The organism is Roseateles asaccharophilus (assembly GCF_004362405.1).
GTDB lineage: Bacteria > Pseudomonadota > Gammaproteobacteria > Burkholderiales > Burkholderiaceae_C > Kinneretia > Kinneretia asaccharophila.
The window spans coordinates 219,433-245,479 of the sequence record NZ_SNXE01000004.1 but is presented as its reverse complement, the minus strand read 5'-3'; the positions used below and the strand labels follow the sequence as shown (position 1 = coordinate 245,479).

Here is a 26,047-nt window from a genome sequence, read left to right as displayed (position 1 = left end):
GGTCATCCGGGCCGATCTTCGTGTGAGCTTGCTGGAACCGCATGGACACCATCACCGCGCTCTTCTACGTTTTCTCGGCCGTCCTGCTCGGCGCCTCGTTCCGTGTGATCACGGCACGCAGCACCGTGCACTCGGCCCTGTTCCTGATCCTGGCCTTCTTCAATGCGTCCTGCATCTGGATGTTGCTCAAGGCCGAGTTCCTCGCCATCACCCTGGTGCTGGTGTATATCGGCGCCGTCATGGTGCTGTTCCTCTTTGTCGTGATGATGCTGGACATCAATTCCGACAAGGTGCGTGAGGGCTTTTGGAAGCACATGCCGCTCGCCGGCTTGGTCGGTGCCTTGATCGCGCTCGAGATGGCCGTGATCCTGATGGGAGGCTTCCAGGTCTCGCAGGCGCCCGAGCTCTCGGCCGAGGCCGTGAAGATGGGCAACACCAAGCTGCTGGGCATCGAGATCTACACCCACTATCTCTACCCGCTGCAGATTGCCGCCGTCCTGCTGCTGGTGGCCATCATTGCGGCCATCGCCCTGACACTGCGCCGCCGCAAGGATTCGCGCTACCAGGACCCGGCCGAGCAGGTCAAGGTCAAGAAGGCCGATCGCCTGAAGGTCATCAAGGTGCAGCCCAGCATCGACACGCCGGCCCCTGCGGCCGCCGAGAACAACACGCAAGGAGGCGCTTGAGATGGCTGCGCTGACCCTGGGACATTTCCTCACGCTGGGCGCGATCCTGTTCGCGCTGTCGGTGATCGGCATCTTCCTGAACCGCAAGAACCTGATCGTGCTGCTGATGGCCATCGAGCTGATGCTGCTGGCCGTCAACCTGAACTTCGTGGCCTTCTCCCACTACCTGGGTGATATGGCCGGACAGGTCTTCGTGTTCTTCATCCTGACCGTGGCGGCCGCCGAGTCGGCGATCGGCCTGGCCATTCTGGTCGTGCTGTTCCGCAATCGCGCCACGATCAATGTGGAAGAGCTGGACACGCTGAAGGGCTAAAGGAACAGGACGCATCAAGATGTCTGCAACACTTTCTCAGAACATGCTGCTGGCGGTACCGCTGGCCCCGCTGTTCGGCGCCATCGTGGCTGGCCTGTTCGGCAAGCAAGTCGGTCGCCGCGGAGCTCACACCGTCACCATCCTGGGCGTGCTGGTTTCCTTCATCATCTCGGTGATGACCCTGAAGTCGGTGGCCCTGGACGGGGCCCGCTTCAACCAGACCATCTACGAATGGATGGTGCTGGGCGGTCTGAAGATGGAGATCGGCTTCCTGGTCGATGGCCTGAGCGCCATGATGATGGTGGTGGTGACCTTTGTGTCGCTGATGGTGCACATCTACACCATCGGCTACATGGAAGAGGACCCGGGCTACCAGCGCTTCTTCAGCTACATCTCGCTGTTCACCTTCTCCATGCTGATGCTCGTGATGAGCAACAACATGCTGCAGCTGTTCTTCGGCTGGGAAGCGGTGGGTCTGGTCTCCTATCTGCTGATCGGCTTCTGGTACACCAAGCCGACGGCCATCTTCGCGAATATGAAGGCCTTCCTGGTCAACCGGGTGGGTGACTTCGGCTTCATTCTGGGTATTGGCCTGCTGGTCGCCTATGGCGGTTCGCTGAACTACACCGAGACCTTTGCCAAGGCCGGCGAGCTCTCTCAGATTAAGTTCAACATGCCTCTGTGGGGCAGCGATTGGATGATGCTGACGGTGGCTTGCATCTGCCTGTTCATCGGTGCCATGGGCAAGTCGGCCCAGTTCCCGCTGCATGTTTGGCTGCCCGACTCCATGGAAGGCCCGACCCCGATCTCGGCCCTGATCCACGCCGCCACCATGGTGACGGCCGGCATCTTCATGGTCGCTCGTTTCAGCCCGCTGTTCGAGCTGTCGGACACCGCACTGAATTTCGTCCTGGTCATTGGTTCGATCACGGCGCTGTTCATGGGCTTCATGGGCATCATCCAGAACGACATCAAGCGCGTGGTGGCCTACTCCACGCTGTCGCAGCTGGGCTATATGACTGTGGCCCTGGGTGTGTCGGCCTACTCGGTCGCCGTGTTCCACCTGATGACGCACGCCTTCTTCAAGGCCCTGCTGTTCCTGGGCGCGGGCTCGGTGATCATCGGCATGCACCACGATCAGGACATCCGCAATATGGGCGGCCTGCGCAAGTACATGCCCATCACCTGGATTACCTCCTTGCTGGGTTCGCTGGCGCTGATCGGCACGCCTTTCTTCTCGGGCTTCTATTCCAAGGATTCCATCATCCTGGCGGTCGAAGCCAGCAAGCTGCCGGGCGCGGGCTTTGCCATGTTCGCCGTGGTCGCCGGTGTCTTCGTCACGGCGTTCTACAGCTTCCGGATGTACTTCCTGGTCTTCCATGGCAAGGAGAACTTCCGTCACAAGCCCTTCCCGGGCGAGCATGACCACCACGATGATCACCATGATGACCATTCGCACACGCCCCACGAGTCGCCCTGGGTGGTGACGGCACCCCTGGTGCTGCTGGCGATTCCCTCGGTGGCGATCGGTTTCGTGGCCATTCAGCCCATGCTGTTCGGCGACTTCTTCAAGGACGCCATCCACGTCAACCATGAGGCGCACGGCGCGATGGGTGCGCTGCGCGAGATGTTCCATGGCGCGACCGCCATGGCGCTGCACGGCCTGCAGACCTTGCCCTTCTGGCTGGCCCTGGCCGGTGTCGTCACCGCCTATGTGTTCTATATGGTGGCTCCCAGCATTCCGGCCACCCTGGCCAAGGTGCTGCGCCCCCTGGTCGTGGTCCTGGAGAACAAGTACTTCATGGACTGGATCAACGAGAACATCCTGGCCCGTCTCGCGCGTGGTCTGGGTCTGGCCGCCTGGAAGGTGGGCGACCAGGGCGTGATTGATGGCGTGCTGATCAACGGCTCGGCCCGTGGCATCGGTGGCATCGCCGGCCTGGTTCGTCGCGTTCAGACCGGCCACCTCTACTGGTATGCGCTCGTCATGATTCTGGGCGTGATCGGCCTGATGACCTGGAAGCTCTGGCCTTACATCTGGCCCCAATTCAAGGCCCTGGCGGGCTTCTGAGGCGAGGGCGGAGAACAAGAATGTTGCTTAGTCTTGCCATTTGGTTGCCCATTGCCTGCGGTCTGCTGCTGCTGGCTCTGGGGCGTGATGAACAGGCCAACACCGTGCGCTGGCTGGCGCTGGTCGCGGCGCTCATCAGTTTCCTCGTCACCCTGCCGCTAGTCTCAGGTTTCGATACCGCGACTGCGGGCATGCAGTTCGTCGAGAAACAGGTCTGGATCGAACGCTTCAACGTGATGTACCACCTGGGTGTGGATGGCATCTCGATGTGGTTCGTGCCGCTCACCGCCTTCATCACCATCATCGTGGTGATCGCGGCCTGGGAGGTGATCGAGCACCGTGTGAACCAGTACATGGGCGCCTTCCTGGTGCTGTCCGGCCTGATGGTCGGCGTGTTCTCGGCCCTGGACGGTCTGCTCTTCTACGTGTTCTTTGAAGCGACCCTGATCCCGATGTACATCATCATCGGCGTCTGGGGCGGTCCGCGCCGCGTTTATGCGGCCTTCAAGTTCTTCCTGTACACGCTGGCCGGCTCGCTGCTGATGCTGATTGCGCTGCTCTACCTCTACATCCAGAGCGGTGGCAGCTTCGACATCCAGACCTGGCACAAGCTGCCTTTGCCGATGAGCGCGCAGACGCTGCTGTTCTTCGCCTTCTTCGCGGCCTTCGCGGTCAAGGTGCCGATGTGGCCGGTTCACACCTGGCTGCCCGACGCCCACGTGGAAGCACCCACCGGTGGTTCCGTGGTGCTGGCCGCCATCATGCTGAAGCTGGGCGCCTATGGCTTCCTGCGTTTCTCCATGCCCATCGCTCCCGATGCGGCACGCGAGTACGACTGGTTCATCATCGCCCTGTCCCTGATCGCCGTGGTGTACGTGGGTCTGGTGGCCCTGGTCCAGCAGGACATGAAGAAGCTGGTGGCCTACTCTTCGGTCGCGCACATGGGTTTCGTGACCCTGGGCTTCTTCATCTTCAACGAGCTGGGCGTCTCGGGCGCGCTGGTGCAGATGATCTCGCACGGTTTCGTGTCGGGGGCCATGTTCCTGTGCATCGGTGTGCTCTACGACCGTGTGCACAGCCGTGAGATCGCCGCATACGGCGGTGTGGTCAACACCATGCCCAAGTTCGCCGCCTTTGCCCTGCTGTTTGCCATGGCCAACTGCGGCCTGCCCGCCACCGCCGGTTTCGTGGGTGAGTGGATGGTGATCCTGGGTACCGTGCAGTACAACTTCTGGCTGGGTGCCATCGCGGCCACCGCCCTGATTTTCGGCGCCGCCTACACGCTGTGGATGTACAAGCGCGTCTACTTCGGTGCGGTCACCAACGACAATGTGCGCGAACTCAAGGACATCAACGCCCGCGAGTTCCTGATGCTGGCCGTGCTCGCCGTCGCCGTGCTGTACATGGGCCTGTATCCCAAGCCCTTCACCGATGTGATGCATGTCTCGGTCACCGAGCTGCTCAAGCATGTGGCCCAGTCCAAGCTGGTCGCTCCCTAAGCTGAGAGGCCAACCAAGATGAACGATATGAACTGGTTCTCGGTCTACCCCGAAATCGTGCTGCTGGTCATGGCGCTTGCCGTGGCCATGATCGACCTCTTCGTCACCGACGAGCAGCGTCGTCCGACCTACTGGCTGACCCAGCTCACCCTGGTCGTCGTCGGTGCCATGCATTTGTTCTATTTCCAGGACGGCCGCACCGAGATCGGCATGCAGGGCATGATCGTGTCCGACCCCATGGGGCATCTGCTGGGCTTCTTTGCCTGCGTGGCCACCTTTGTGACCTTGGTCTATGCGCGCCCCTATGCCGGCGTGCGTGACATCCTCAAGGGTGAGCTCTTCACGCTGTCCCTGCTGTCCCTGCTGGGCATCATGATCATGCTGCAGGCCAACAATTTCCTGGTCGTCTATCTCGGCCTGGAATTGATGAGCCTCTCGCTCTACGCCCTGGTGGCCCTGCGACGCGACCATGCCGGCTCGACCGAGGCGGCCATGAAGTACTTCGTGCTGGGCGCTCTGGCCAGCGGTTTCCTGCTGTACGGCCTGTCCATGATGTACGGTGCCACCGGCTCGCTGGATATCGGCCGTGTCTTCGAGGTCATTGCCACCGGCGCGCCGAACAAGTCGGTGCTGGTCTTCGGCGTGGTCTTTGTGGTCGCGGGTCTGGCCTTCAAGCTCGGCGCAGCGCCCTTCCATATGTGGGTGCCTGACGTTTACCAGGGTGCCCCCACGGCCATGACCCTGCTGCTGGGCGCAGCGCCCAAGCTCGCGTCCTTCGCCATCACCATCCGCCTGCTGGTGGAAGGCATGCTGGGCCTGGCCTTCGACTGGCAGCAGATGCTGCTGGTGCTGGCCGTGGTGTCCCTGGTGCTGGGCAATCTGGCCGCCATCGCCCAAAGCAACCTCAAGCGCATGCTGGCCTATTCGACCATCGCGCAGATGGGCTTCATGCTGCTGGGTCTGGCTTCCGGCGTTGTCGGTGACAGCCGTGATCTGGCCGCCAATGCCTACAGCTCGGCGCTGTTCTACGTCATCGTCTATGTGATCACCACCCTGGGCAGCTTCGGTGTGATCCTCCTGCTGTCGCGCCAGGGGCACGAGGCCGAGGAGATCAAGGACCTGGCGGGCTTGGCCAAGCGCAGCCCCTGGTATGCGCTGGTCATGACCATCTTCATGTTCTCCCTGGCTGGCATCCCGCCCACGGCCGGCTTCTACGCCAAACTGTCGGTGCTGCAGGCCATGGTCGCGACCAATGTGCCGTTCTACATCGGCCTGGCCGTGGTCGCCGTGCTGCTGTCCCTGGTGGGCGCCTTCTACTATCTGCGTGTCATCAAGGTCATGTTCTTTGACGAGGCCAGCGATACCGCACCGATCACCGCGCCCGGTGATGTGCGTGCCGTACTGTCGCTCAATGGCCTGGCCGTGCTCGTGTTCGGTCTTCTGCCCGGCGGGCTGATGGCTTGGTGCGCCCAGGCCATGGTCAAGCTGCTGGCCGCCTGAGTCGACGCGGATGGATCAGTCCGCTGCCGTTTGGCTGGTGCTTTTGGTCGCCTTGGTGGCGGCCAATGCACCGTTCTTCTCTGAGCGGGTGTTCTTTCTCGGCCCCAGGCTCAGCCCCAAGGGGCTGGGGTGGCGGCTCGCGGAACTCGCCTTGATGGCGCTGCTGAGCGTAGGTCTGGGTTTTGTGCTTGAAGCCCGCGCCGGCCAGCGACACCCGCAAGGCTGGGAGTTCTATGCGGCTGGCCTGTGTCTGTTCCTGACCCTGGCCTTCCCGGGCTTTGTGTGGCGCTATCTGCGCCGCCAGCGCCATGCTTGAGCCTGAACGCCGCGCCCCACACGCGCAAGGCGACGAACATCTTCGCGAGACCCGGCTGGAGTCCAGCCTGGTCTATGAGGGCCATTTTCTGAAGGTCAGCCGCGATCGCATCCGGCTGCCGGATGGGCGGGAGGCCGCGCGCGAATTTATCCGTCATCCGGGTGCCGTCATGATCGTGCCCCTGCTGGACGATGGCCGCCTGCTGCTGGAGCGCCAGTATCGCTATCCGATGGAACGGGTGATGCTCGAGTTTCCGGCCGGCAAGCTGGATGCCGGTGAGACCAAGCTGGCCTGTGCCCAGCGCGAGTTGCTGGAGGAAACCGGCTATCGTGCGGCCGAATGGGCCCATGCCGGTGTGCTGCACAACGCCATCGCTTACTCGGACGAAGGCATAGAGATCTTCTTTGCCCGGGGTCTGGTGGCTGGCGAGCGACAGCTCGACGAGGGTGAATTCCTGGACTTGGTGACGCATACGTCCGCCGAGCTGGATCAGCTGGCCGCGTGCGGCGAACTCACCGACGCAAAGACCTTGATCGGTTTGCTCTGGCTCTCGCGTTGGCAGGCCGGGCAGTGGGAATTGGACTGGCAGCCTGCAGCCTGAGGGCCGCGGCCCCACAATTCGGTCCACCATGCTCGTCCTGAATCTTGGCTGCGCCCAGGGCCACCGCTTTGAAGGCTGGTTTGGCTCGGCGCAGGACTTTGAATCCCAGCAGTCTGGCGGGCTGATCAGCTGCCCGCTGTGCGGCAGCGTCCAGGTCCAACGCCTGCCCAGCGCGCCCAGATTGAATGTTGCGCATCTGCGGGAGCAGAAGTCCACGGGCGCGGCGCCGACTGGCCAGGAAAACCGACCCGCCCCGTCTGACGCTCGGCCCGATGCAGCCGCCGTCCCCGAGGATGCCTCGCAACAGCTTCAGCAGCTCCAGCAGCTTGCCATGCAGGCGCTGCGCCAGCTGATCGGCAAGACCGAGGACGTCGGCGAGCGCTTCGCCGATGAGGCGCGTCGCATGCACTACGGTGAAGCCGAGGAGCGCGCGATCCGCGGTCGGGCCACACGCCAGCAGGCCCAGGAGTTGGTGGAAGAGGGCATTGAGCTGATTGCCCTGCCCGAGCCGTTCAAGAGCAATCTCCAGTAGCCGCGTCCGCATCGGCGGCACTTCAAAGGCGCGATCAACCGCTCATTCCTCACGCTTGCAGCTGAGGGGCCCCAAGCGCGCGTTCATCGCAAGGCGGTGGAAGCCGATGGTCTTCGCATGGCAGGATGCACGTTTTCTGATCATCCCTCACCGGAGTCCGCCTGATGAAGCGACATCGCCTGCTTGTCCTCGCCCTAGCCATTGCCCTGAGCGCTTGCGGAAAGTCGGGGGACTCCGGGCATGCCAAGGGCGATCAGGCGAAAGCTGACAGCGCGTCTGCTGCCCTCAAGCCCCTGTTGATCTCGTCAGAGGACGTACAGACCCTGGGCTTGTCGGCTTACAGCAGCGGCCCCGTCATCACCGGCTCGATTCAGCCGGAGAAGCGCGCCGACCTGCGCGCCGAGGTACAGGGGGTGGTGCTGCAGGTGCTCAAGGAGAACGGCGAGCGCGTCAAGCGGGGCGAGCTGCTGGTGCGGCTGGACGACAGCGCCATTCGCGAAAGTCTTTCCTCGGCCGAAGAGAGCGCGCGTGCGGCCGCACAGAGCTTTGAGCAGGCGGAGCGGCAGTTCCAGCGCATCAAGACGCTTCAGGCCCAGGGCATGAGCTCGATCCAGGCCATGGAAGACGCCGAGAACCGCCGCAACAATGCGCAGAGCGAGTTGCTCGCCGCCAAGGCCCGTGCCGCCACGGCGCGCCAGCAACTCCAGCGCACCGAGGCCCGCGCGCCCTTTGACGGCATCGTGGCCGACCGCAAGGTCTCGCCCGGCGACACCGCCCAAATCGGCAAGGAATTGGCCAAGGTCATCGACCCCGCCAGCATGCGCTTCGAGGGCTTTGTTTCTGCGGACCGCATGGCGGAGCTCAAGCCCGGCCAGACGGTTTTCTTCAAGGTCAATGGCTATGGCCAGACCGATTTCGAAGGTCAGGTGCGCCGCATTGCGGCGGCGGCCAATCCGAACACCCGGCAGGTTGAGGTGCTGGTCGGCTTTGCGGGCAGTGAGCAACCCGGCGTGGCAGGGCTCTATGCCGAGGGGCGTGTGCAGAGCCAGAGTGTCAGCGCGCTGATGCTGGGCGACGGCGCCATCCAGCGCGAAGGTGATCTCAGCTACGCCTGGAAGCTCAAGGACGGCAAGCTGCACAAGGTGGCCATCAAGCTCGGTGAGCGCGATCAGCGCCTGGGTCTGTACCGGGTCACGGCCGGCTTGGAAGCGGGTGATCAGGTACTGCGCCACCCCGGCGCCACACTGAGCGATGGCCGTCCGGTGCAGTTCGCCAAGCCCTCGGCCCAGGCGGCCGCGGCGGCATCAGCGGCATCTGCGGCCTCAGCGGCCTCAGCGGCCTCCGCCCGCGCCTCGGCCCCGCGGGAGTCCTGAGATGTTCCTGTCCAACTTCAGTGTCAAGAAACCGGTCGCGACCATTGTCGTGATCATTGCCCTGATGGCGCTGGGCCTGCTGGCCCTCAACAAGCTGAGGGTCAACCAGATCCCGGATGTCCAGGCGCCGGTGCTGGTGGTCAGCATCAACTACCCGGGCGCCTCGCCCGAGACCGCCGAGCGCGAGATCATCAATCGAATCGAGAAGTCGCTGCAAAGTATTTCCGGCGTCGACGAGGTCCGAGCCACCGCCAACGAGGGCAACGCCCAGCTGGTGCTGATCTTCAACTTCGACAAGAACATGATCGAGGCGGCCGATGAGGTGCGCAATGCGATCGGTGCGGTGCGCCACAAGCTGCCCGTCGAGATGCGCGAGCCGGTGCTGCAGCGCATCGACCCGGCGGCCCAGCCCATCATGCAGCTGGCTTTGTCGTCCAGCAGCCAGAGCCATGCCGAGATCTCGCGCCTGGCCGAGGATCAGCTGGCCGACCGCTTCCGCGCGCTGCGCGGCGTGGCCACGGTCAATGTCAACGGCTCGCTGAGCCGCGAGCTCTCGGTGCTGCTGCATGCGCAGAAGCTGCGCGAGTTCAATGTCTCGGTCACCGAGGTCGTCGCAGCGCTGCGCGCGCAGAACACGACCGCGCCGGTGGGCAAGGTGCGCGGCACCCTGCAGGACCAGAGCATCCGCCTGCTGGGCCGCATCGAATCGCCGGCCGAGTTCGAGCAGATCGTGGTGCGGCGAAACGGCGAGCAACTGGTGCGTCTGGGCCAGGTCGCCACCATTCAGGACGGCTTCGCCGAGCGCCAGAGCCTCAGCATGCGCAACGGCCAGCCCAATGTCGGCCTGTCCGTGACCCGCTCGCGGGATGCCTCGACGGTCACCGTGGCGCAGGAGGTGCGCAAGCTTGTTGACGAGCTTGCCAAGACCCTTCCCCAAGGGACCACGCTGGAGATCACGCAGGACGGCGGCAAGGACGCCGAGAACAGCCTCTACAACGTCATTCACGCCCTGGTGTTCGGTGCAGGCCTGACCGTGGCCGTGGTCTATGTCTTCCTCAACAGCTGGCGTTCGACCCTGATCACCGCGCTGTCGCTGCCGACCTCGGTGGTGGCGGCCTTCATCGCGGTCTGGCTGTGCGGCTTCACGCTCAACTTCATGAGCCTGCTGGGCCTGTCCCTGGCCATCGGCGTGCTGATCGACGATGCCATCGTGGTGCGCGAGAACATCGTGCGCCATATGGAGCGCGGCGCCGACCGCATGACGGCCGCGCTCAAGGGCACGGCCGAGATCGGCTTGGCGGTGGCCGCCACCACCTTCTCCATCGTCGCGGTCTTCGTGCCGGTGGCCTTCATGCCGGGCGTTTCGGGCGAATGGTTCCGTCCCTTCGGCCTGACGGTGGTGGCCTCGGTGCTGGTGAGCCTGTTCATCTCCTTCACGCTGGACCCGATGCTGTCGGCCTACTGGGGTGACCCACCGGGCCACCACCAGGCGCCCAAGAAGGGCATCTCCCTGCACTTGCAGCGCTTCAATGATTGGTTTGATCGCCAAGCCGACCGCTATGGCAAGGTGATCGCCTGGGCGCTGCACCACCGGCGCTGGATGGCCTTCTTCGCGGTGCTGAGCTTTGTGCTGGCCATTGTGCTGCAGGCCAAGTTCGGCGGCTCCAGCTTCCTGCCGGCTTCCGATGCGGGCACCATCGCGATTGAGGTGCGCACCCCCGCCAGCTCCAGCCTGGAGTACGCCAAGCTGAAGATGGAAGCCGCCGCCAAGCTGGCGCGCGAGATCCCCGAGACCAAGGCTACCAACAGCCAGATCAATGTCTCCGGTGGGCGCATCTATGTGGATCTGGGCAAGAGCACCGAGCGCCAGCGCAGCGCCGCGGAGATCGCCAAGGATCTGCGCGGGCGTGTGGCGCAGTTGGTCGGTGCCGAGTATGTGGTGCTGGATGACCTGAACAATGGCGCACAAAAGCCGGTGCAGATCCGCTTCTCGGGCACCGACTCGCGCAAGCTGCTGGAGATCACCAACGAGTACATGGCCAAGCTGCGCCAGGTACCGGGCGCGGTGGATGTGGGCCTGTCGGAACAGGATCCGCAGGACGAGTTGCAGATCGAACTGAACCGCGGCTTGGCCAATGCCATGGGGATCTCGGTGGGGGACACCGCGACCGCTCTGCGCGTGGCCTTTGCGGGCGTCGAGGTGGGTGACTGGGTGGACCCCAGCGGCGAGACCCGCGATGTGGCGGTTCGCCTTCACCCCAGCGACCGCGTGGACGCCAGCAATATCGAGCGACTGCCGATCACGGTGGCGGGCAGCGGCATTATGGTGCCGCTGGAGCAGATCGCCACGGTCACCATGGGCAAGGGCCCGGCCAAGATCCAGCACGCCGATGGCAAGCGCATGATCGCGGTCACCGCCAATGCCCAGGGCCGCTCGCCCGGCGAGGTCACAGCCGACGCGATCAAGCTCGCCAAGTCCATCAATTTCCCCCCGGGCTACGGCATCGAGCTGGCGGGTGCATCCAAGGACCAGCAGGAAGTGTTCAGCGCCATGGGCATTGCCCTGGTCTCCGGCATCACCCTGATGTACCTGATCCTGGTCATGCAATTCGGCAGCTTTACCGCACCGCTGGGCGTGATGCTGTCGCAGCCGCTATCGCTCATCGGCGTGGTGGTGGCGCTCTTGCTGACCCAGGGAACGCTGAATCTGATGAGCTTCATCGGCATCATCATGCTGGCCGGCCTGGTGGCCAAGAACGCCATCCTGCTGCTGGACGCGGCGCGCCAGGAAGAGGCCAAGGGCGTGCCGCGCGAGGAGGCGCTGATCCATGCGGGCCGCCAGCGCTTTCGCCCCATCCTGATGACCACCTTCGCCCTGATTGCCGGCATGTTGCCGGTGGCCATCGGGGTGGGCGAGGGCGGCGAGTTCTACCGCCCCATGGCCGTGGCCATCATTGGCGGCACCATCACCTCCACCTTCCTGACCCTGCTGATGGTGCCCAGCTTCTACGACAGCATCGAGATCGCGCGCGACCGCATGCTGGCCAAGTTCCGCCGCCGCGAGTCGCGCTGGAACACGGCCGTCGCCTTCACGCTCACCTTTTTCGAGGCCATCCTGGCCCTGCTGGGCCTGCGTCTGCTCTGGCGCGGCTTGCTGAAGTTGAGGGGGCTGCCCCGGGGCCGCCGCGCCCAGGCGCTGTAACAAGGCGCCGACCGAGGCGGTCGACGCGCTAGAGGACGCGAGCCGGATTGAGCAGGCCCTGGGGATCCAGGGCCTTTTTGATGGCCCGCATCAGATCCAGCGCCACCGGGTGGCCGCGGCGGCCGAGTTCCTCGCGCTTGAGCCGGCCGATGCCATGCTCGGCCGAGATGCTGCCGCCATGGGCCATGACGGCGTCAAACACCAGGGCATTGACCCGGGGCTCCTGCTCGCGCAGGAACAGGGCCGGGTCTTGCCCCTGCGGCGCCTGCACGTTGTAGTGCAGATTGCCGTCGCCCAGATGGCCGAAGTTGACCAGGCGCACGCCCGGGATGGCAGCCTGCAGCGAGGCGTCGGTCTCGGCCACGAAGCGGGGGATGCGCGAGACGGGCAGGGCGATATCGTGCTTGATATTGAGGCCCTCCTGGCTTTGGGCCAGGGGAATGGACTCGCGCAGATGCCACAGCCCGCGGCTTTGCTCCAGACTCTCGGCCACCGCCGCGTCCAGGATCAGCCCGCGCTCCAGCGCCTGCTCCAGCAGGGTCTCGAACAGGGCGCGGGCATGCTGCTCGCCCTCGGCGTCCGAGAGTTCGAGCAGCACGGTCCAGGGGGACTCCGGCAGCGGCTGGGGCAATTGCGCAAAGTGCCGCCGCACCAGGGACAGCGAGAAGGCGTTCATCACCTCGAAGCCGGTGAGCCCCGAGCCCGCGCGGGCCTGGGCCAGGCCCAGCAGGGCCACCGCAGACTCCAGACTGTCGCAGGCGGCCAGGGCCGTCATCTGCGCCAGCGGCTTCGGATAGAGCTTGAGCGTGGCCGCCGTGATGATGCCCAGCGTGCCCTCGCTGCCCACGAAGAGATCGCGCAGGTCGTAGCCGCTGTTGTTCTTGCGCAGGCCGGAGAGCCCATCCCAGATCTCGCCCTGGGCCGTCACCACCTCCAGGCCCAGACAGAGCTCACGCGCATTGCCATAGCGCAGCACCTGGGTCCCGCCGGCATTGCTGGCCAGATTGCCGCCAATGGTGCAGCTGCCCTCCGAGCCCAGGCTCAGGGGAAAGAGCAGGTCTTGCGCAGCCGCGGCCTCCTGCACGGCCTGCAGCACGCAGCCGGCCTCTACGGTCAGGGTCAGATTGGCCGCGTCCAGCTCGCGGATGCGGTTCATGCGGGCCAGGCTCAGCAGCAGCTGACGGCCAGTCTCGTCGGGGGTGGAGCCGCCCACCAGACCCGTATTGCCCCCCTGGGGCACGATGGCCACGCCATGCGCTGCACAGAGCTTGACGAGGGCGGCCAGCTCGGCCGTGCTGCCGGGTTTGGCGACGGCCAAGGCCCGGCCCTCATAGCGTTTGCGCCAGTCGCGCTCGAAGGGCGCGGCGTCCGCGCCTTGCAGAACATGGGCCGGCCCCAGCAGCGCGCGCAGTGCCTCGACAAAAGCGTTCATGCCTACTGTGCCTGCTTGGCGGCGGCCAGACGTTGGCGCACATGCAAGGCGCAGGCCGTGAAGATCAGGGCCGAGAGCAGCAGCTCCATCCAGGCCAGGATCACCGAGGGGCCGCGGTCGCTGCTGGCGCGCAGCGCGCCCTCGGCCGCGTAAAGCCAGATCATCAGGCTCAGCCAGCGGAAGGTGTAGAGCCGGTAGCGCCACAGGCCCAGGATGGGGATCAGCAGGGGCAGGGCCTTGATGGCCAGGGTGCCACTGCCCGTGGGCGCGAGCCACAACTCCCAGGCCAGGCACAGCATGGCCAGGGCGATCAGACCGCCCAGGGCCAGATTGCGGCTCAGGCGCTCCTGGGGTGTGGCCTGGCTGCGCAGGGTGGCGGCACTGGGGCTCGGGGTGTTTTCGGGTGAAGTCGGGGCAGGGGAGGCTGACATGGCTGGCATCATAGCCAGCATGACGGTTTCCAAGTTCTCCACCGCCGCGGTGCGCGAGCAGCTCTTGCAGCGCCTCTTGCACTGGCCCTGGCTGGCCACCCTTCAGACCCTGCGCCTGCGCTTTGCCGAGGCCCGCCTGGGGCAGACGGCCGGCAGCCTGACCTTCACCACCCTGATCTCCCTGGTGCCCCTGCTCACGGTGATGCTGGCCCTGTTTACGGCCTTTCCCATCTTTGGCAGCTTTCAGCAGTCGCTGGAGCAGTACTTCCTCAAGAGCCTCATTCCCCCCAATATCGCCAAGCCCGTGCTGGGGGCGCTCACGCAGTTTGCCGCCAAGGCCAACCGCCTGGGCCTGCTCGGACTGGCCGTGCTGGGCGGCACGGCCCTGGCCCTGATGTTCACCATCGACCGCACGCTCAACACCATCTGGCGCGTGCGTCAGCCGCGGCCCATGATGCAGCGGGTGCTGGTGTATTGGGCCGCCCTGACCCTGGGGCCCTTGCTGCTGGGCGGCAGCCTGACCCTCACGGGCTATGCACTGAGTGCGGGCAAGGGCGTGGTGGGTGTGCTGCCGGGCGGGCTGTCCGCGGTGCTGACTCTGCTGGAACTGGGCGTGCTGACCGCCGCGGTGGCCGGCCTCTTCCACTACGTGCCCAACACCCATGTGCGCTGGCGTCATGCGCTTGCGGGCGGGCTGTTCGTGGCCCTGGCCTTCCACGCAGCCAAGTCGGTGCTGGCCTGGTATGTGAAGCAGGTCCCGACCTATTCCACGCTCTACGGCGCCTTTGCCACCGTGCCCATCTTCCTGATCTGGCTCTATCTGGGCTGGGTCATCATGCTGCTGGGAGCCTTGCTGGCGGCCAATCTGCCCGCACTCAGCGGCCGCATGCTGCGTCGGCCCGAGGTGCCAGGTCTTGCGCTGGAGTTGGCGCTGGAAGCGCTGCGCCTGCTGTGGCGCGCCCGTCAGGAGGGGTCGGCCGGCCTCTCGGCCCAGACGCTGGCGCAGCGCCTCAGGGTGGATCCCTTGCAGCTTGAGCCTTCGCTGGATGCGCTGTTGGAACTGGACTGGCTGGGCCGCCTGGAGGAGGCCGGCGAACAGCGCCTGGTACTGCTGTGCGAACCCGCCCAGACCCTGGCCGCGCCCTTGTTGCAGCAGCTGCTGGCGCGGCGCGGCGGCCCGCTGAGCCCCTTGTGGAAGCGTGGCGACTGGGCCCGCTGCACCCTGGTCGAGCTCCTAGGGGTGGAGCACGACCAGTAGGGCCGTGGCCGGGGCCGCGCTGCGATTGCGGATCGCATGTGGCCCATCCACCGCATAGCGCGCGGTCTCGCCGCTGCGCAGCTGCTGCTTCAGCCCGCCCGCGCTCACTTCCAGCTCACCGCCCAGCACCGAGAGATGCTCGCGCGAGCCCGGCTCATGCGCGGCCGACTCCAGGGCGCCGCCGGGCTGCACCGTCAGCTCGTACCACTCGAACTGGCCCGCCAGGTCGATGGGCCCCAGGATGCGCAGGGTGCACAGCCCGTCCGGGCTGGCCAGGCTGGGCGTGGCGTGTGCCGCCACGGTCTCGATGGCCGGCGCCGCCGGGCGCTCGCCGCTGAGCAGCTCCGAGAGCTCGACCCGCAGCGCATTGGCCAGGCGCCAGACCACGGCCACCGTGGGATTGGCCTGGTTGCGCTCGATCTGCGAGAGCATGGACTTGGATACCCCGGCGCGGCGCGAGAGCTCGTCCAGCGACAGACCCTGGGCCTGGCGCAGGTTCTGCAGAGTGGCTCCGACCTTGGGCGGCTCCAGCGACTCGGTGAGGTTGGCGGACATGCTTGACCTTGAAAAGCAATTCTCAGATACTGCACGAAAGTTCGATATATCGAACCACGTTCTGTTTAGTGAATTGTGCACCAGGAGAGCCATGCCATGAGCGCGAGCGCCCAAGACTTTTACGCCCATCTGCAGACCGAGCTGGCCGGCATCCGCGAGGCGGGCCTGTACAAGAGCGAACGCATCATCAGCAGCCCCCAGGGCGCGGTGGTGCGCACGGCCGATGGCCGCGAGGTGATCAATCTCTGCGCCAACAACTATCTGGGCCTGTCCTCCCACCCCCAGGTCATTGAAGCCGCCCACGAAGCCCTGCGCACGCATGGCTATGGTCTGTCCAGCGTGCGTTTCATCTGCGGCACGCAGGACATCCACAAGACCCTGGAACAGCGCATCGCCCGCTTCCTGGGCACCGAGGACACCATCCTCTACGCCGCCGCCTTCGATGCCAACGGCGGCCTCTTCGAGCCCCTGCTCACCGAGCAGGACGCCATCATCAGCGACGAGCTGAACCACGCCTCCATCATCGACGGCATCCGCCTGTGCAAGGCCAAGCGCTTCCGCTACAAGCACAATGACTTGGCCGATCTGGAAGCCCAGTTGCAGGCCGCCCAGGCCGCGGGCGCGCGCTTCATCCTGGTCTTCACCGACGGCGTCTTCTCCATGGACGGCACCATCGCCCAGCTGGACAAGATCCGCGAGATCACGAAGCGCTACGGTGCCCTGCTGGGCATCGACGAGTGCCATGCCAGCGGCTTCCTGGGCCAGACCGGCCGCGGCACGCATGAGCACCGTGGCGTGTTCGGCCAGATCGACATCATCACCGGCACCCTGGGCAAGGCCCTGGGCGGCGCCTCGGGCGGCTTCACCACCGGCCGCAAGGAAGTGATCGAGCTGCTGCGCCAGCGCTCGCGCCCCTATCTTTTCTCCAACACCGTGGCGCCCAGCATCGTGGGCGCGTCCATTGCGGTGCTGGACATCCTCGAAGCCTCCACCGCCCTGCGCGACAAGCTGGAGGCCAACACCGCCTACTTCCGCGAGGCCATCCAGGCCGCCGGCTTCGAGATCAAGCCCGGCACCCACCCCATCGTGCCCATCATGGTCTACGACGCGGTGATGGCCCAGAGGCTCAGTGCCCGCATCCTGGAGCTGGGCGTCTATGCCGTGGGCTTCTTCTACCCCGTGGTGCCCAAGGGCCAGGCGCGCATCCGCGTGCAGCTCTCGGCCGTGCATGAGCGCGAGCATCTCGAGAAGGCGGTGGCCGCCTTTGCCCAGGCCGGCCGCGAGCTGGGCCTGATCAAGTAAATCCACCCGCAGTACACAGAACGACCATGACGACCAAGATCCTGATCATCGGCGCCAACGGCCAAATCGGCAGCGAGCTGGCGGTGGAACTCGCCCAACGCCACGGCAACGACAACGTCATCACCAGCGATGTGGCCCCCGAAGGCCGCGTGCCGGCCCTGCGCCACGAGATGCTGGACGTGACCGACGCCGCCGCCCTGGCCGCCGTGGTCAAGCGCCACGGCATCACCCAGATCTACCACCTGGCCGCCGCGCTCTCTGCCACCGGGGAGCAGCACCCCATGTGGGCCTGGGACCTGAACATGAAGGGCCTGCTCAATGTGCTGGAGCTGGCCCGCACCCAGAAGCTGGACAAGATCTTCTGGCCCAGCTCCATCGCAGCCTTCGGCCCCAGCACGCCCGCGCTGGACACGCCCCAGACCACGGTGATGGACCCCACCACCATCTATGGCATCTCCAAGCTGGCCGGCGAGCGCTGGTGCGCCTGGTACCACGCCAAGCACGGCGTGGACGTGCGCAGCCTGCGCTATCCGGGCCTGATCAGCTACAAGACCCCGCCCGGCGGCGGCACCACCGACTACGCCATCGACATCTTCCACGGCGCGCTCAAGGCCGGCCGCTACACCTGCTTCCTGGAGCAGGGTCAGGCCTTGCCCATGATGTACATGCCCGATGCGCTGCGTGCCACGATCGAGCTGATGGAAGCCCCGGCCGAGGCCATCACCCAGCGCGGCAGCTACAACCTGGCCGGCGTGAGCTTCACCCCCGCCGAGATCGCGGCCGAGATCAAGAAGCACATCCCGGACTTCCAGATCGACTACGCGCCCGACTTCCGCCAGGCCATTGCCGCCAGCTGGCCTCAGCGCATCGATGATCGCGTGGCCCAGGCCGACTGGGGCTGGAAGCTGGAGTACGACCTGGCCGCCATGGCGCAGGACATGCTCACCCAGCTGCGGCCGCAGCTGGCTGCCTGATCCTTCCAGCTGCGGCCGCAGCTGGCCACCTGATCTCTGTGCAGCCGCCTGCCGCATTGGATTGGTGAAACCCCGGCCGCCGCGCCGGTTGCGGTCTGATGCGGCGCTGGGCGACACTGCGCGCCGTGTCTCTCGCTCTGAATTGGCCCCGCCCCTCGCCGGGCGGGCCTCGCTTCCCCATCCCCTCGGCCCTGGCCGCCGCGCTGAGCCGCGATCCGCAGCTCGGCCGCGCCTTGCTGCTGGCCCTGCTGCTGCATCTGCTGCTGGTATTGCTGGTGGGCAATGCCCCGGGCGGCAGTGCCAAGCCGGGGGAGGGCGTCTGGGGCTCGCTGAGCGTGCGCCTGCGCAGCGGCGAGGCGAGCGACCCCCGCCCCGGCCCGCCGCGCGCCGCGCCGCCCGAAACTCCGCGGCTGGCACAGGGGCCCAAGGGCCAGGCACGCGGGGAGCGCATCGGCGGCCAGGTGCGTCGTGAAGAGGAGTCCAGGCGCTTGCCAGCAACACCTGGCGCCGCGCGCGAGGGCCTGTGGAATGCGCAGTCCGGTCAGGTGCTGGAAGGCGAAACCTCGGCCCCTCAGCCGCAACCCCAGCCCGAGCCTCAGCCCGTGCCCCAGCCGACCTCGGTCGCGCCCAGTCTGAGCGAGGCGGTGGCGGCTCCGGCGCCTATGCCGGCGCCGGCCCTGACGCCAGCGACCATCAAGCCCCTGCCATCGCTGGAGCCCTTGCCCGAGGCGCCCAGCCTGCCCGCGCCGGTCTTGCGCCAGTTGCCCGCACCCGCCCTCAGCGCGCCGAGCTCGTCAACCGGCGCTCTCGCACCAGCGCCGACGCTGGCGGCCGAGGCCTTGCAGGCGCTGCCGCCAGCACCCCGCGCTCCGCGTTTGCCCCAGCTCGCGCCCGCGCCGCTGGCTGCCGACCGCCTGCCCGCGGCCGCCATGTCCAGCCTCAGCCCGCTGCCCCAGGCGGAGCTGCCCGCTCTGCCCGAGCCGGTGACGCGCAGCCTGCCGGCCCCGGCGGCCCTGGCCCCCGCGAAACCCTCGCAAGCCCTGGCCCCACTCAGCCCGGTGAGCGCCGCGGCCAGCGCGGTCGAGTCGCTGAGCCAGGCACCGCTCGCGCCCGCGCTGCCGGACCTGCCCGAGCGGCGCTTGCAGCAGCTGCCGAGCGATGGCGCTGGCAGCCAAGGCCTGCAGCGCCCCAATGCGTCGCAGGCAGCAGCGCTGAGCCCCGGTCAGGCCCTGCCCGCCGTGGCGGCGACGCCATCCATGCTGCCGGCCTTGCCACCGCCGCCCGTGATCGGCGCACCCGATGCCGGTGCGCGCCTGGGTCAGGATGTGGCCACACCGCCTTCGGCCGCCGCCAGCGCGCCGGCGCCCAAGCTCAATCTGAGCTTGCCGCGCGGCGGTGAGATTTCGGGCCGGGAGTCGCGCAGCGTGCTACAGCTCATGCCGCACCCGCCCGAGCGCAAGAACAAGCTGCAGCAGGGCATCGAGGATGCGGCCCGCAAGGACTGCCGCGAGGCTCATGCCGACAAGGGCCTGCTCGCCGCCGTGCCCCTGGTGCTGGGCGCGGGCAGCGACAAGGGCTGCCGCTGGTAGCCCCGCAGGCGCTCAGGCGCCCAGCAGCTCGCGCAGGGCGCGCAGCATGGCGTCCGGCGCCTCGGCCATCAGGGAGTGGCCGGCATTCAGGCGCTGCACCCGGGGCGGCGCGCTGAAGGCGGCCTGCAGCGCGGTGGTCTGCTTGGGCGCCGTCATCTGGTCGCGCTCACCCAGGATCAGCTGGGTGGGGCAGCGCACCTGGGCGGCGGCCTCCAGGCCGCGGGCATAGCTGTCACACAGCCTGAAGTCGTGCTCGAAGAGATTGAGCCCGCTCTGGCGTGACTGGATCCGGTGCTTGAGCGCCAGCTCCCCGCCCTGCAGCCAGGCGCCCGGGCCTGGGTAGGAGGGCTTGGCCGCGATGCCGCCGAAAGAGAAGGTGTTGACCATGGCGATGGCGCGCCCGGGCTGCTCGCGGGCGGTGCTGAGCAGCTGTTCCGAGACCTTCATCGGAAAGGCCGTGGCCACCAGGCCCAGGGCGCGGGCGCGCTGCGGCGCCTGGGCCGCGGCCTCCAGCGCGATCAGGGAGCCCATGCTGTGGCCCACCAGGGCGGCCTGGGCATCGGGCGCAAAGCCGGCGGCGTCCAGCAGCTGCCAGACCCAGGCGCCCAGGGCTCCCACGCTCTCCAGCGGCCGGCCGGCGCTGCGGCCATGGCCGGGCAGATCGGGCGCCAGCACCGCATGGCCGTGATGGGCGAACCAGCGCGCCAGCAGGGTCCAGACGCTGTGGTCGTTGAGGGCGCCGTGCAGCAAGACCAGGCAGGGCAGGGAGGTGTCCAGCGGGCGGCCGCCGGTGTAGGCATAGGCCTCGTGGCCGTTGACGGTGAGTTTCATCGTGCGAGGTCCTGGGGCTTACTTGGCCGCGATCTTGAGCGCGCGCTTGAGGTCGGCGATCAGATCGTCCGGGTCTTCCAGGCCTATGGACAGGCGGATGGTGCCCGGCGCGATACCGGCCTGGGCCAGGGCCGCGTCGTCCATGCGGAAATGCGTGGTGCTGGCGGGGTGGATCACCAGGGAGCGGCAGTCGCCCACATTGGCCAGGTGGGAGAAGAGCTGCAGCGCCTCGATGAAGCGCCGACCCTGCTCGCGGCTGCCCTGCAGATCGAAGCTGAAGACCGAGCCGCAGCCGCGCGGCAGCAGGCGCTGCGCCAGGGCGTGGTCCGGATGGCTTTCCAGGCCGGGGTAGCCGACGCGGCTGACCTGGGCCTGGCCCGCCAGGAACTCGGCCACCTTCTGGGCATTGGCCACATGGCGCTGCATGCGCAGGGGCAGGGTCTCGATGCCCTGCAGGATCAGCCAGGCGCTGTGCGGGCTGAGGCAGGCGCCGAAGTCGCGCAGGCCCTCGCGCCGCGCGCGCAGCAGGAAGGCGCCCACCGTGCTCTCCTCGGCGAAGACCATGCCGTGGAAGCCGGGATAGGGTTCACACAACTCCGGGAAGCGGCCATGTCTGTCATGGGCGACCTGCCAGTCGAAGCGGCCGCTGTCCACCAGCACGCCGCCCACCACCGTGCCATGGCCCGAGAGGAATTTGGTGGCCGAGTGATAGACCAAGTCCGCGCCCAGCTCGACGGGGCGCTGCAAATAGGGGGTGGTGAGCGTGGCGTCCACCAGCAGGGGCAGGCCGGCCTCGTGGGCGATGGCGCTCACGGCCGGGATGTCCAGCACGTCCAGGCCCGGGTTGCCCAGGCTCTCGCCGAAGAGCAGCTTGGTGTTGGGCTGGATGGCAGCGCGCCAGGCGTCCAGATCGCCGGGGCGCACAAAGCTGGTGGTGATGCCGAAGCGCGCCAGGGTGTAGTGCAGAAGATTGTGCGAGCCGCCGTAGAGCGCGGCTGAGGCCACGATGTGCGAGCCCGCGCCGGCCAGGGTGGCGATGGCCAGATGCAGGGCGGCCTGGCCGCTGGCGGTGGCAATGGCGCCCACGCCGCCTTCGAGTGCGGCCATGCGCTCCTCAAAAACGGCGGTGGTGGGATTGGAGATGCGCGAATAGACATGGCCGGCGCGCTCCAAATTGAAGAGCGAGGCGGCGTGCTCCGCGCTTTCAAACACAAAGGAGGTGCTCAGATGCAGGGGCGTGGCGCGCGCGCCGGTGGCGGGGTCGGGCGCAGCGCCCGCGTGTAGCGCCAAGGTGTCAAAGCCGGGGTCGGTGTAGCCCGCCATGGTGTCTCCGAGGTATTTGATGCGGGGATTGTGTGCTATGTTGGGTCCCTGGATTCCTGGAGGTTTCATCATGAAAGTCGTCGACATCCTTCGCGTCAAAGGCGGCACTCTTTACACCGTTGCGCCCGACCAGCCCCTGGCTCAGGCCGTGGCCACCATGGCCGAATTCGATATCGGCTCCCTGGTCGTGATGGAGCATGGCGATCTGGTGGGCATGCTCACCTTCCGCGAGGTCATCCAGGCCGTGGTCAAGAACGGTGGCACGGTAGGCGCCAGCTTGGTGCGCAGCGTGATGGACGACCATCCCCTGACCTGCACGCCCGAGACCGAGATCGACGAGGTGCGCCGCATGATGCTGGGCCGCCATGCGCGCTATATGCCCGTGCTCAACGGCCGCACCCTGCAGGGCGTGATCTCCTTCTATGACGTGGCCAAGGCCGTGGTGGACAGCCAGGACTTCGAGAACCGCATGCTCAAGGCCTATATCCGTGACTGGCCGCTGGAGGAAAACCCTTCGCCGGAACCCAAGCTCTGATCCACGAGTCGCGAAGGGCGCCAGCCGCGCCCACGCCCCAAGGCGGCCTGCGGGCCGCCTTTGCTTTGTGCGCCTGCTCTTAGAATCAAGAGGCCCAGCAACCACGGATTCCCATGTCAGGCAGCACTTTCGGTACCCTGTTCCGCGTCACCAATTTCGGCGAGAGCCACGGGCCCGCCATTGGCTGCGTGATCGACGGCTGCCCGCCCGGCATGGCACTCTCCGAGGCCGATATCCAGCCCGAGCTGGACCGCCGCCGCCCCGGCACCAGCCGCCATGTGACCCAGCGCAATGAGGCCGATGCGGTGGAGATCCTCTCCGGCGTCTACGAGGGCCAGACCACCGGCGCGCCCATCTGCCTGCTGATCCGCAACACCGACCAGCGCAGCAAGGACTACGGCAATATCCTCGACACCTTCCGCCCCGGTCACGCCGACTACACCTACTGGCGCAAGTACGGCATTCGCGACCCGCGCGGTGGCGGCCGCAGCTCGGCCCGCCTGACGGCGCCCACGGTGGCCGCCGGCGCGGTGGCGCGCAAATGGCTCAAGGCGGCCTATGGCACCGAGTTCCGCGGCTGCATGACGGCCCTGGGCGAGATCGAGATCCCCATCGAGGACTGGAGCCAGACCGGGCTCAATCCCTTCTTTGCCGCCGGCAGCAGCAAGGTGGCCGAGCTCGAAGCCTATATGGATGCGCTGCGCAAGTCCGGCGACTCGGTCGGCGCCCGCATCTATGTGGAGGCGACCGGCGTGCCGGTGGGCCTAGGCGAGCCGCTTTATGACCGCCTGGATGCCGACATCGCTTACGCCATGATGGGACTGAACGCCGCCAAGGGCGTGGAGATCGGTGACGGCTTCGGCGTGGTGGCCCAGCGCGGCAGCGAGCATGGCGACGAGCTCACGCCCGAGGGTTTTGCCAGCAACCACGCCGGCGGCGTGCTGGGCGGCATCTCCACCGGTCAGGATCTGCGCGTCTCGGTGGCCATCAAGCCCACCAGCTCCATCCGCACGGCCAAGGCCTCCATCGACCGTGCCGGCCAGCCCACCCAGGTGGAGACCTTCGGCCGTCACGACCCCTGTGTGGGCATACGCGCCACGCCCATTGCCGAGGCCTTGCTGGCCCTGGTGCTGATGGACCATGCGCTGCGCCACCGCGCCCAGTGCGGTGATGTGCAGCTGAGCCAGCCCCCGATTCCCGGTCAACGCGGATGAACGAGCGCGCGCCCGACACGGGGCGCAGCACCCTGGGCGCCAGCGCACTGCTGTCTTGCGCCTATTTCGCGGCGATCGGCGCCTTCAACCCCTACGCGCCGCTTTGGTTCAAGGAACTCGGGCTCTCGGTCTTCGCGATCGGGGTGCTGGTCTCGCTGCAGAGCTGGACCCGGCTCTTCGCGCCCTATGCCTGGGGGGCTTTGGCGGATCGCAGCGGCCAGCGGGTCTGGATCATTCGCGTGGCCGCTCTGGCCAGCTTTGTAGCGGGGGTGGGCTTCTTGCTGCCCGTCGGGCCCTTGGGGCTCGGCCTGGTGGTGTTCCTGATGTTCAGCTTCAACGCCGCCATTGTTCCCCTGACCGAAACGGTGGTGGCAGCCCGCATCACCGATGAACAGGGCAATATGGACGCACGCCGTTATGGCCGGGTGCGCGTCTGGGGATCGGTGGGTTTTCTCGCCAGCGTGGTGCTGGCCGGCTGGTGGTACCAGTGGTTGGGTCTGCGAGTCTTTGCCGCCACCACCCTGGTGCTGCTGAGTCTGGTTGTACTGGCAGCCTGGCGCCTGCCCATGCAGCGTGTGAGGCGTACTGAGCAGGGCACCGCTGCACCTATCGCCAGCGTGTTGCGTCGCCCAGAGGTGGCTTGGTTCTTCGCCGGACTCTTTCTGACCGTGCTGGCGCACTCGGCGCTCTACGCCTTTTTCAGTCTCTACCTGATCGAGCTGGGCTATGGCAAGGGCATGGTCGGGCTGCTCTGGGCCGTATCCGTGGGAGTGGAGATCGCCTGGTTCGCCTTCCAGGGGCGCCTGATGGAAAGCGCCAGCCTGCATCGCTGGCTGCTGGTGTCGGCCCTGCTGACGGCGCTGCGCTTTGCCGTGACCGCGGCCTTCGGCCAGAGTCTGCTGCTGCTGATGCTGGCCCAGTGCCTGCACGCCCTGACCTTTGCCGTGCAGCACACGGCCTGCATCGCGCTCATCACCCGTTACTTTCCTGGCCCGCTGCGCGGCCGTGGTCAGGCCCTGTATTCGGTCCTGGGCTATGGTTTCTCGGGGGTGCTGGGGGGACTGGGTGGGGGCTGGCTGGCCCAGCATGCGGGCTATGCCAGCGTGTTCTGGGCGGCCAGTGCCATGGGCCTGCTGGGTGCGCTCTGCTGCTGGCGCAGCATGCGCTGGCACGAGCAGGGTAGCGCCAGCGCTTGATCTGGTCGGCCGGCGGTGCAGGTCGTGCCCCGCTTTCTGCGATTCGTCGCAAGTGCTGGCGGCGGCGGCCCGGCGCCTCCCTACACTGCCGGCACTTTCTACAGAGACGGATGTGGGGGAGAGCATGCGCAAGCAATGGCTTTATGGTGTGGTGGTCGTGGCGCTGGCGGGCGGAGCCGGTGTGGCCGTCCTGGCATCCAAGGGTGCGGGTAGCGCCGATGGGGCCGGCGACAAGTCGACCCCGGCGGCGCTTGAATTCCGGCCCACCGAGGTGGTCAGGCCGATTCAGGCCGCCATGCCCGGACTGATCGAGTTCTCCGGCCCCCTGGTCGCGCCGGGCACGGTGATCGTGCGCAGCAAGTCGGCCGGCACGCTGCTCAGCCTGGCCGTGGGCGAGGGCAGCCGTGTGCGAGCCGGTCAGGCCCTGGGGCAGGCCGATCTGGAAGAACAGCGCCTGCGTGTGGCCGAGCGCCACGCCAGCCTGGAGTCCGCCCGGGCCCAGCTGGCCCAGGCCGAGCGCCAACATCGGGCCAATGAGGGGCTGGCCGCGCAGAACTTCGTGGCCCCCACCGCCCTCGAAACCTCGCGCGCCGCCTTGGAAGCTGCACGCGCCCAGCTGCAGGTGGCACAGGCCCAGCTCGACACCAGCCAGGTCGGGCTGCGCCAGGCCGCCCTGGTCTCGCCCATTAACGGCGTGGTGGCCAAGCGCCAGGCCCTGCCCGGCGAGAAGCTGACGGCTGAGCAGCCCATTCTGACCATCGTGGATCTCTCGCGCCTTGAGCTCGCCGGCCTGGTGGGCACGCATGAGGTGAGCCGTCTGCAGCCCGGCATGGCGGTGCAGGTGCGTATCGAGGGGGTGGAGCAGGCTGTGCAGGCCCACATCACGCGCATCGCACCAGCCGCCGAGCCCGGCACCCGCTCCATCGGCGTGACCCTGGAGCTGGCCAATCCCAAGGAGCAATTCCGAGCCGGTCAGTACGCCGTGGCCCGGGTCGAACTGCCCGACGAGCGCGAGCGCCTGACCGTGCCGCAGACGGCCGTGAGCAGCAATGCCGGCCAGGAGCAGGTCTGGCTGATCGAGCAGGGGGCGCTGGTGCGCCGCATCATCACGACCGGGCGGCGCGACGCACGCGAGGGCAGGGTGGAGGTGCTGCAGGGCTTGAGTCCCGAGAGCCAGGTGCTGGCCGCGCGCTATGACAATCTGCGCGAGGGCAGCAAGGCCCTGGTGCTGGCCGGCAAGCAGCCGGCGGCCGTGGCCAGCGCCGCCAGCGGCGCCGCGCGCGCTCACCAATAAGCCGACACGGAGGAATCAAT

At 67.0% G+C, this 26,047-nt stretch carries 23 protein-coding genes; 18 read left to right on the top strand and 5 right to left on the bottom strand.

Going from position 1 to position 26,047, the window contains the following annotated elements; genetic code table 11:
- Nucleotides 1-41 precede the first annotated feature (41 nt).
- The 10 genes from DFR39_RS11275 to DFR39_RS11230 all read left to right on the top strand — a co-directional run bounded on the left by DFR39_RS11275 (nucleotide 42) and on the right by DFR39_RS11230 (nucleotide 12,093).
- Nucleotides 42-686, top strand: a complete 645-nt coding sequence (locus DFR39_RS11275) for an NADH-quinone oxidoreductase subunit J (protein WP_133603652.1) — start codon at nucleotides 42-44, stop codon at nucleotides 684-686.
- 1 nt (nucleotide 687) lies between these two features.
- Nucleotides 688-999, top strand: a complete 312-nt coding sequence (gene nuoK / locus DFR39_RS11270) for an NADH-quinone oxidoreductase subunit NuoK (RefSeq protein ID WP_133603651.1) — start codon at nucleotides 688-690, stop codon at nucleotides 997-999.
- A 19-nt stretch (nucleotides 1,000-1,018) separates the two neighbouring features.
- Entirely contained in the window at nucleotides 1,019-3,070 is a 2,052-nt protein-coding gene (gene nuoL, locus DFR39_RS11265) for an NADH-quinone oxidoreductase subunit L (protein ID WP_133603650.1), read from the top strand.
- Nucleotides 3,071-3,090: 20 nt separating this feature from the next.
- The gene (locus tag DFR39_RS11260; RefSeq protein ID WP_133603649.1) at nucleotides 3,091-4,569 is read left to right on the top strand and encodes an NADH-quinone oxidoreductase subunit M; all 1,479 of its coding nucleotides are present in this window, start codon (nucleotides 3,091-3,093) and stop codon (nucleotides 4,567-4,569) included.
- An 18-nt stretch (nucleotides 4,570-4,587) separates the two neighbouring features.
- Nucleotides 4,588-6,069: an NADH-quinone oxidoreductase subunit NuoN gene (gene nuoN, locus DFR39_RS11255; protein ID WP_133603648.1), complete on the top strand. Its 1,482-nt coding sequence runs from the start codon at nucleotides 4,588-4,590 to the stop codon at nucleotides 6,067-6,069.
- Nucleotides 6,070-6,079: 10 nt separating this feature from the next.
- Nucleotides 6,080-6,385 (top strand): DUF2818 family protein, encoded by a 306-nt coding sequence (locus tag DFR39_RS11250; RefSeq protein ID WP_133603647.1) that lies wholly within the window; start codon nucleotides 6,080-6,082, stop codon nucleotides 6,383-6,385.
- Nucleotides 6,378-6,986 carry an NUDIX domain-containing protein gene (locus tag DFR39_RS11245; RefSeq protein ID WP_133603646.1) on the top strand — a complete coding sequence of 203 codons (609 nt, stop codon included), beginning with the start codon at nucleotides 6,378-6,380 and terminating at the stop codon, nucleotides 6,984-6,986. The genes DFR39_RS11250 and DFR39_RS11245 overlap by 8 nt, the downstream gene beginning before the upstream one ends.
- A 28-nt stretch (nucleotides 6,987-7,014) precedes the next feature.
- Nucleotides 7,015-7,518 (top strand): DUF1178 family protein, encoded by a 504-nt coding sequence (locus DFR39_RS11240; RefSeq protein ID WP_133603645.1) that lies wholly within the window; start codon nucleotides 7,015-7,017, stop codon nucleotides 7,516-7,518.
- Between the two features lie 296 nt (nucleotides 7,519-7,814).
- Nucleotides 7,815-8,891 (top strand): efflux RND transporter periplasmic adaptor subunit, encoded by a 1,077-nt coding sequence (locus tag DFR39_RS11235; protein WP_336622254.1) that lies wholly within the window; start codon nucleotides 7,815-7,817, stop codon nucleotides 8,889-8,891.
- A 1-nt stretch (nucleotide 8,892) separates the two neighbouring features.
- A complete protein-coding gene (locus DFR39_RS11230) occupies nucleotides 8,893-12,093 on the top strand; it encodes an efflux RND transporter permease subunit (protein WP_133603643.1) in 3,201 nt (1,066 codons plus the stop codon).
- Nucleotides 12,094-12,121: 28 nt separating this feature from the next.
- Here the strand turns inward: DFR39_RS11230 and DFR39_RS11225 are convergent, their stop codons facing one another.
- Both DFR39_RS11225 and DFR39_RS11220 read right to left on the bottom strand, forming a co-directional pair.
- Entirely contained in the window at nucleotides 12,122-13,525 is a 1,404-nt protein-coding gene (locus tag DFR39_RS11225) for an FAD-binding oxidoreductase (RefSeq protein ID WP_133603642.1), read from the bottom strand.
- A gap of 2 nt (nucleotides 13,526-13,527) precedes the next feature.
- On the bottom strand, nucleotides 13,528-13,956 hold the full coding sequence (locus DFR39_RS11220) for a DUF2069 domain-containing protein (protein WP_133603641.1): 429 nt from the start codon (nucleotides 13,954-13,956) through the stop codon (nucleotides 13,528-13,530).
- On the opposite strand from DFR39_RS11220, the gene DFR39_RS11215 reads away from it, so the two are divergent.
- A complete protein-coding gene (locus DFR39_RS11215; RefSeq protein ID WP_133603640.1) occupies nucleotides 13,955-15,214 on the top strand; it encodes a YihY family inner membrane protein in 1,260 nt (419 codons plus the stop codon). The genes DFR39_RS11220 and DFR39_RS11215 overlap by 2 nt on opposite strands.
- Here DFR39_RS11215 and DFR39_RS11210 read toward each other — a convergent pair.
- On the bottom strand, nucleotides 15,191-15,769 hold the full coding sequence (locus DFR39_RS11210) for a helix-turn-helix domain-containing protein (protein ID WP_133603639.1): 579 nt from the start codon (nucleotides 15,767-15,769) through the stop codon (nucleotides 15,191-15,193). The two genes, DFR39_RS11215 and DFR39_RS11210, sit on opposite strands and share 24 nt — an antisense overlap.
- A gap of 96 nt (nucleotides 15,770-15,865) precedes the next feature.
- Here DFR39_RS11210 and kbl point away from each other — a divergent pair, with 96 nt between their 5' ends.
- From kbl to DFR39_RS19855, 3 genes are all read left to right on the top strand, one after another.
- Nucleotides 15,866-17,071: a glycine C-acetyltransferase gene (gene kbl, locus DFR39_RS11205; protein WP_133603638.1), complete on the top strand. Its 1,206-nt coding sequence runs from the start codon at nucleotides 15,866-15,868 to the stop codon at nucleotides 17,069-17,071.
- A gap of 26 nt (nucleotides 17,072-17,097) precedes the next feature.
- Complete coding sequence (locus DFR39_RS11200) at nucleotides 17,098-18,045, top strand: NAD-dependent epimerase/dehydratase family protein (protein ID WP_133603637.1); 948 nt, start codon at nucleotides 17,098-17,100, stop codon at nucleotides 18,043-18,045.
- A gap of 125 nt (nucleotides 18,046-18,170) precedes the next feature.
- Nucleotides 18,171-19,634: a hypothetical protein gene (locus tag DFR39_RS19855; RefSeq protein ID WP_162849498.1), complete on the top strand. Its 1,464-nt coding sequence runs from the start codon at nucleotides 18,171-18,173 to the stop codon at nucleotides 19,632-19,634.
- 12 nt (nucleotides 19,635-19,646) lie between these two features.
- On the opposite strand, the gene DFR39_RS11190 is transcribed toward DFR39_RS19855, so the two are convergent.
- The gene (locus DFR39_RS11190) at nucleotides 19,647-20,465 is read right to left on the bottom strand and encodes an alpha/beta fold hydrolase (protein WP_133603636.1); all 819 of its coding nucleotides are present in this window, start codon (nucleotides 20,463-20,465) and stop codon (nucleotides 19,647-19,649) included.
- Between the two features lie 18 nt (nucleotides 20,466-20,483).
- Nucleotides 20,484-21,788 carry an O-acetylhomoserine aminocarboxypropyltransferase gene (locus DFR39_RS11185; RefSeq protein WP_133603635.1) on the bottom strand — a complete coding sequence of 435 codons (1,305 nt, stop codon included), beginning with the start codon at nucleotides 21,786-21,788 and terminating at the stop codon, nucleotides 20,484-20,486.
- A gap of 70 nt (nucleotides 21,789-21,858) precedes the next feature.
- On the opposite strand from DFR39_RS11185, the gene DFR39_RS11180 reads away from it, so the two are divergent.
- The 4 genes from DFR39_RS11180 (at nucleotide 21,859) to DFR39_RS11165 (ending at nucleotide 26,027) form a co-directional block, all read left to right on the top strand.
- Nucleotides 21,859-22,323 carry a CBS domain-containing protein gene (locus DFR39_RS11180; protein ID WP_133603634.1) on the top strand — a complete coding sequence of 155 codons (465 nt, stop codon included), beginning with the start codon at nucleotides 21,859-21,861 and terminating at the stop codon, nucleotides 22,321-22,323.
- A 113-nt stretch (nucleotides 22,324-22,436) separates the two neighbouring features.
- Nucleotides 22,437-23,537 carry a chorismate synthase gene (gene aroC, locus DFR39_RS11175; protein ID WP_133603633.1) on the top strand — a complete coding sequence of 367 codons (1,101 nt, stop codon included), beginning with the start codon at nucleotides 22,437-22,439 and terminating at the stop codon, nucleotides 23,535-23,537.
- Nucleotides 23,534-24,733, top strand: a complete 1,200-nt coding sequence (locus DFR39_RS11170; protein ID WP_133603632.1) for an MFS transporter — start codon at nucleotides 23,534-23,536, stop codon at nucleotides 24,731-24,733. The genes aroC and DFR39_RS11170 overlap by 4 nt, the downstream gene beginning before the upstream one ends.
- A 124-nt stretch (nucleotides 24,734-24,857) precedes the next feature.
- Complete coding sequence (locus DFR39_RS11165) at nucleotides 24,858-26,027, top strand: efflux RND transporter periplasmic adaptor subunit (protein WP_133603786.1); 1,170 nt, start codon at nucleotides 24,858-24,860, stop codon at nucleotides 26,025-26,027.
- The last annotated feature ends 20 nt before the right edge of the window (nucleotides 26,028-26,047 follow it).